A 5,439-nucleotide genomic window follows, 5' to 3' on the forward strand; every position below is an offset into this window, starting at 1 on the left:
GCTCGCCCGAATTGATCAGGCTTTCGCCCACGCCGCGCCCGACGCGGCCATAGCCCACGAGCACCACATGCCCCTTGGCGGCCGGAACCGGCGGCGCCTCGACGGGCCGCTCCGCCATGAAACGGTCGATGAGCTTGAACAGAAAGGGGTTGATCATGATCGATATGATCGCCCCCGCCAGGATCAGATTGCGCGCATCGGCGGAGATCAGCTCGAATTCGGCGCCCAGCGTCGCCAGGATGAAGGAAAATTCGCCGATCTGTGCGAGGCTCGCCGCGATGGTCAGCGCGGTTCTGGACGATCGTCCAAAGGCGCGCACGATGGCGAAAGCGGCAATCGACTTGCCAAGGATGATGATCGCGACGGTTGCGATGAAGGGCAACGGGTTGGTGATGATGATGACGGGGTTGAACAGCATCCCGACCGATACGAAGAACAGAACCGCAAAGGCGTCGCGCAGCGGCAAAGTCTCCTCGGCGGCGCGCTGGCTGAGCGGGGATTCGGCCAGGATCATCCCCGCGAAGAAGGCGCCGAGCGCAAAGGACACGCCGAACAACATCGCCGCGCCAAAGGCCACGCCGAGCGCGATCGCCAGGACCGCCAGCCGGAACAGTTCGCGCGATCCGCCATGCGCGGTGGCATGCAGAACCCACGGGATGACGCGGCGGCCGACGATCAGCATGAACGCGACAAAGGCGGCGACCTTGCCCACGGTGATCAGCAGCGTCAGGCCAAGCCCCTGCTCGCCCCCGCCCTGCGCAAGCGCGGGCAGCATGACCAGCGCCAGGACCATCACCAGATCCTCGACGATCAGCCAGCCAACCGCGATACGGCCACGTTCGGTGTCGAGGATGCGGCGTTCCTGAAGCGCGCGGAGCAGGACCACGGTGCTCGCCACCGACAGCGCGAGGCCGAAGACGAAGCCGCCCGCCAGCGTCCATCCCAGAAGGTGCGCGAGCCCCATGCCGAGCAGGATCGCGAAGCCGATCTGCACCAATGCGCCGGGAATGGCGATTTTGCGCACCGCCATCAGGTCCTTGACCGAGAAATGCAGGCCAACGCCGAACATCAGGAGAATGACGCCGAGTTCGGCAAGCTCATTCGCAAGATGCTGATCGGCGACATAGCCCGGTGTGAAAGGACCGACGATCACGCCGGCGAGCAGATAGCCGATCAACGGTGAAAAACGCAGCCGGAACGCCAGGGTGCCGAAGATAAACGCAAGCACAAGCCCTGCGACAATGGTTGCGATCAGCGGCGTGGCATGTGGCATGCGATACTCTACTCCTTATCCGGTATTCCCATCGTTTAGGTACGCGCCCGCCCCATTACGACCCTGTGGCGGGATTTTTTTATGACCGTCGCGCTAGGAATTATGCTGCATCGCCGCAATGATAGGACATGGCCCTTGAAATAGACTCCTCCGCTTTCAGCGATTCGCTTGTCGTTCTGGGTGCGGCGGGCGTGGTCATTCCGGCCTTTGCACGTTTCCGCGTCAATCCGGTGATCGGCTTCATCCTGGTGGGGGTTCTCGTTGGCCCCGCGGGCCTCGGCTCGTTCGTCGATCGCTGGCCCTGGCTTTTCCATATCACCATCACCGATCCTGAATCGATCAAGCCCTTTGCCGAACTCGGCATCGTCCTGCTGCTGTTCTCGATCGGCCTCGAACTGTCGTTCAAGCGCTTGTGGACGATGCGCAGGCTGGTCTTCGGCCTTGGCGCGGCCGAACTGCTCCTGTCGGGGCTGGTACTGGGTTCGGCGCTCCTGCTGCTGGGCGAGAACTGGGCGGGCGCATTCGGACTCGGGATCGCGCTGGCGCTCTCGTCCACGGCGCTCGTGCTGCCGATGACGGGAATGCAGAGTCCGGTCGGGCGCGTCGCATTTTCGATGCTTCTCTTCGAGGACGTCGCGCTCGTCCCGATCATCTTCGTGCTGGGCGCCCTTGCGCCCTATGCGCAGAGCACCGGCATCGAGGGACTGGCCCAGACCGTGTGGGTCGGCGTGCTCACGATCGGTGCGATGATGATCCTGGGAAGGCTCGCGCTTCCCCGGCTCTTCGCGCAGGCGGCGCGAACCAAGAGCCCAGAACTGTTCCTCGCGGCCAGCCTGATCGTCGTCATCCTCGCCAGCATCGCGACCGCGGCAGTCGGCCTGTCTCCGATCGTCGGCGCACTGCTCGCGGGGCTTCTCATCGCCGAGACCGAATATCATACCGAGGTCGAGGTCATGACCGCGCCCTTCAAGGGCCTCGCGCTCGGCGTGTTCCTGATCACTGTCGGCATGAGCCTCGACGTGCGCGTCATCGCCGCCAACTGGTTGTCGTTGACGGGCGCCGTCGTCGGGGTCGTGCTCGTGAAGACCGCGATCACCGCGGCGCTGATCCGTTTCAGCGGCGCCGCCCGCACCGCAGTCGCCGCCGAAACCGGGCTGTTGATGGCGTCCCCTTCCGAAACCACGCTGATCGTGCTCGCCGCCGCAGCACAGGCGCAGGTCATCATGCCCTCGACCGCGGCCTTCTGGCAGATCGTGACCGCGCTGGGCCTGACGATCACGCCGCTGCTCGCGCGCATTGGGCGCGACGTCTCGCGCCGTGTCGACCTGGCCGGACCCGACCAGCCCGAGACGGGCAGCGCCGAAGGCACCGGCCCGCGCGCGATCATCGTCGGGTTCGGCCGGGTCGGTTCGCTTGTCGCGCAGATGCTGAAGACGCACGGCAAGCCGATGGTCGCGATCGAGGCGGATATCGACGCCGTCGCGCATGCGCGTCGCGAGGGCTTTCCCGTCGTCTTTGGCGATATCGGCCGTCCGGGCATGCTCGACCGGCTCGACCTCGACAATGCGGGTGCACTGATCCTGACGATGGATGATCCGGTGCAGACGGTGCGGATCACCGCGCAGGTGCGAAAGCGCTTTCCCGATCTGACGATCGTCGCGCGCGCGCGCGATACCGACCATGCCGCCGAACTCTACCGCGCGGGCGCGACCGATGCGGTTCCCGAGACGCTTGAAAGCTCGCTTCAGCTTTCCGAGGCCGTGCTTGTCGATCTGGGTGTCGCAATGGGCCCCGTGATCGCGTCGATCCACGAAAAGCGCGACGAATTCCGCAAGGAAATCAAGCAGGCCGGCGAACTCGATCGCGAACCAAGACTGCGGCGCACGCGGCTGGGCGAGGTCGAGGGATAGGCCCTTAACTTCACTTAGCTTCGCACTTTTCTCACAAACGACCATGTTGATTCGCCCTGCCCGCAGGCGCGCGCCGATCGCGCCCGCGAGGAACATGACAGGAACGGAGTATGTAGGACAGTACGATGCTGATTGGAGCACCGTGCGCCAAATCGCATCACCTGACCGCTCTTCCTGAGGAGGGGCTGAGCGAGGCGAAGACCCGTCTCGAAGGATCTAACCGTGAGCGGCCTTCGAGACGCCGTTTCGGCAAGCTCAACGGCTCCTCAGGCTGAGCGGATCTGTTTTGGCGCACGATGCTTTGGTGCGGGTTTATGTCCATCAAGCGGTGATTCAGGCAATTCCTGACCCTGCCCAACAAACTCGGGGAGGAACTGAAGACATAGTCCGCGTTCCCAGCCCAGGGTTCTGGATCAGGCGGGAACGCTCTGGAGTGCCTCGCGGATCGCTGACAATGCCTCGGCGGCCTTGTCGCCGTCAGGGCCACCGCCCTGAGCCATGTCAGGGCGACCGCCGCCGCCCTGCCCACCAAGCGCTGCAACGCCCGCACGCACGAGATCGACCGCACTGACCGCACCGAGCAGATCGTCGGTGACGCCGACCGCGACCGAGGCGCGTCCCTCATTGACCGCGACCAGCGCGGCAATGCCCGAGCCGACACGCGCCTTCATATCGTCGACCGCGCCGCGCAGGCCCTTGGGATCGAGACCCTCGACGACCTGGCCGAGAAAGGCATAACCACCCACCTGCTCGGGGCCGGCCGCTTCGGCATTGCCCGCGCCGCCGCCCATGGCGAGCGCCTTTTTCGCATCGGCCAGTTCGCGTTCGAGCCGCTTGCGCTCTTCCATGAGCGCAACGACACGCGCGGGCACATCGTCGGGCGCGGTCTTGAGCGCGGCCGCGGCTTCCTTCAGCCGCTCATCGCGCGCAACGAGCCACGCACGCGCCGCCTCGCCGGTCAGCGCCTCGATGCGGCGAACACCGCTCGACACTGCGCTTTCGGAGACAATCTTGAAGATCGCGATGTCGCCCAGCGCGCGGACGTGGGTGCCGCCGCACAGCTCGACCGAATAGGTCTTGCCCGCCTCGGCGCCCATCGAGAGCACGCGAACCTCATCGCCATATTTCTCGCCGAACAGCGCAAGCGCGCCTGCCGCGACGGCGTCATCGGGGGTCATGAGGCGCGTCGAGACGCTGTCATTGCCGCGGATCTGCGCGTTCACATCGGCCTCGACCATGGCGATCTCCGCCGCGGTGAGCGCATTGGGGTGCGAGAAGTCGAAGCGCAGGCGATCGGGCGCGACAAGGCTGCCCTTCTGCGTGACATGGCCGCCAAGCCGCTCGCGGAGCGCCGCGTGGAGCAGGTGCGTCGCCGAGTGATTGGCGCGGAGCTGGGTGCGACGATCATCGTCGATCGCGAGGTGAACGGTATCGCCCACCGCGATGCTGCCGCTTTCCACCGTCGATTGATGCGCATGAAGCCTGCCGAGCGGTTTCGACGTATCCTCAACAATGACCTTCAACCCCTTGTCATTGCTGATGATGCCGGCGTCGCCCATCTGGCCGCCGCTCTCACCGTAAAAGGGCGTCTGATTGGTGAGGATGACGACCTTGTCGCCCGCCTCCGCCTTGTCGACGCGCGCGCCGTCCCTGACGATCGCGACGACCTGGCCTTCGCCGACATTGGCGGTGTAGCCGGTGAATTCGGTGCCGCCGAGTTCCTCGGCGATGTCGAACCAGACCTCTTCCGATGCCTTGTCGCCCGAGCCCTTCCACGCGGCGCGCGCGGCGGCCTTCTGTTCGGCCATCGCGGAATCGAAGCCCGCGCGGTCGACGAGCAGCGACTGCGCACGCAGCGCATCCTCGGTCAGGTCATAGGGGAAGCCGAAGGTGTCGTAGAGCTTGAACGCGGTCTCGCCGGGCAGCGTATCGCCGGGCTTGAAGCCCGCAGTCGCCTCGTCGAGCAGACGCAGGCCGTTGGCGAGCGTCTGGCGGAAGCGCGTTTCCTCCTGCTGCAGCGTCGCCTCGATCAGCGGCTGTGCACGGACGAGCTCGGGATAGGCGCCACCCATTTCCGCGACGAGCGCGGGGACGAGGCGGTGCATCAACGGCTCCTTGGCACCCAGCAGGTGCGCGTGGCGCATCGCGCGGCGCATGATGCGGCGAAGCACATAGCCGCGGCCTTCGTTCGCGGGCAGCACGCCGTCCGCCACGAGGAAGCCCGAGGAGCGCAGGTGATCCGCGATCACGCGGTGG

The 5,439-nt window shown here is 65.6% G+C and carries 3 protein-coding genes; 1 reads left to right on the plus strand and 2 read right to left on the minus strand.

What is annotated here, in order from left to right:
- A partial coding sequence (locus tag MKI88_RS21095) for a monovalent cation:proton antiporter-2 (CPA2) family protein (RefSeq protein ID WP_241633522.1) occupies positions 1 to 1,273 on the minus strand: 1,273 nt, incomplete at its 3' end.
- 128 nt (positions 1,274 to 1,401) lie between these two features.
- Between MKI88_RS21095 and MKI88_RS21100 the strand changes: the two genes are divergently transcribed.
- Positions 1,402 to 3,183, plus strand: coding sequence for a cation:proton antiporter (locus MKI88_RS21100; protein WP_241633523.1), 1,782 nt, complete (start codon positions 1,402 to 1,404; stop codon positions 3,181 to 3,183).
- 413 nt (positions 3,184 to 3,596) lie between these two features.
- Here MKI88_RS21100 and alaS read toward each other — a convergent pair.
- On the minus strand, positions 3,597 to 5,439 hold a 1,843-nt coding region (alaS, locus tag MKI88_RS21105; RefSeq protein WP_241633524.1), incomplete at its 5' end, for an alanine--tRNA ligase.

This window comes from Sphingomonas sp. LaA6.9 (assembly GCF_022601895.1).
In the GTDB taxonomy this organism is placed as follows: Bacteria; Pseudomonadota; Alphaproteobacteria; order Sphingomonadales; family Sphingomonadaceae; genus Sphingobium_A.

Bases quoted from the DNA above. Each gene is read 5' to 3' on its own strand.
- MKI88_RS21100 (WP_241633523.1), top strand. From the start codon at position 1,402: ATGGCCCTTGAAATAGACTCCTCCGCTTTCAGCGATTCGCTTGTCGTT.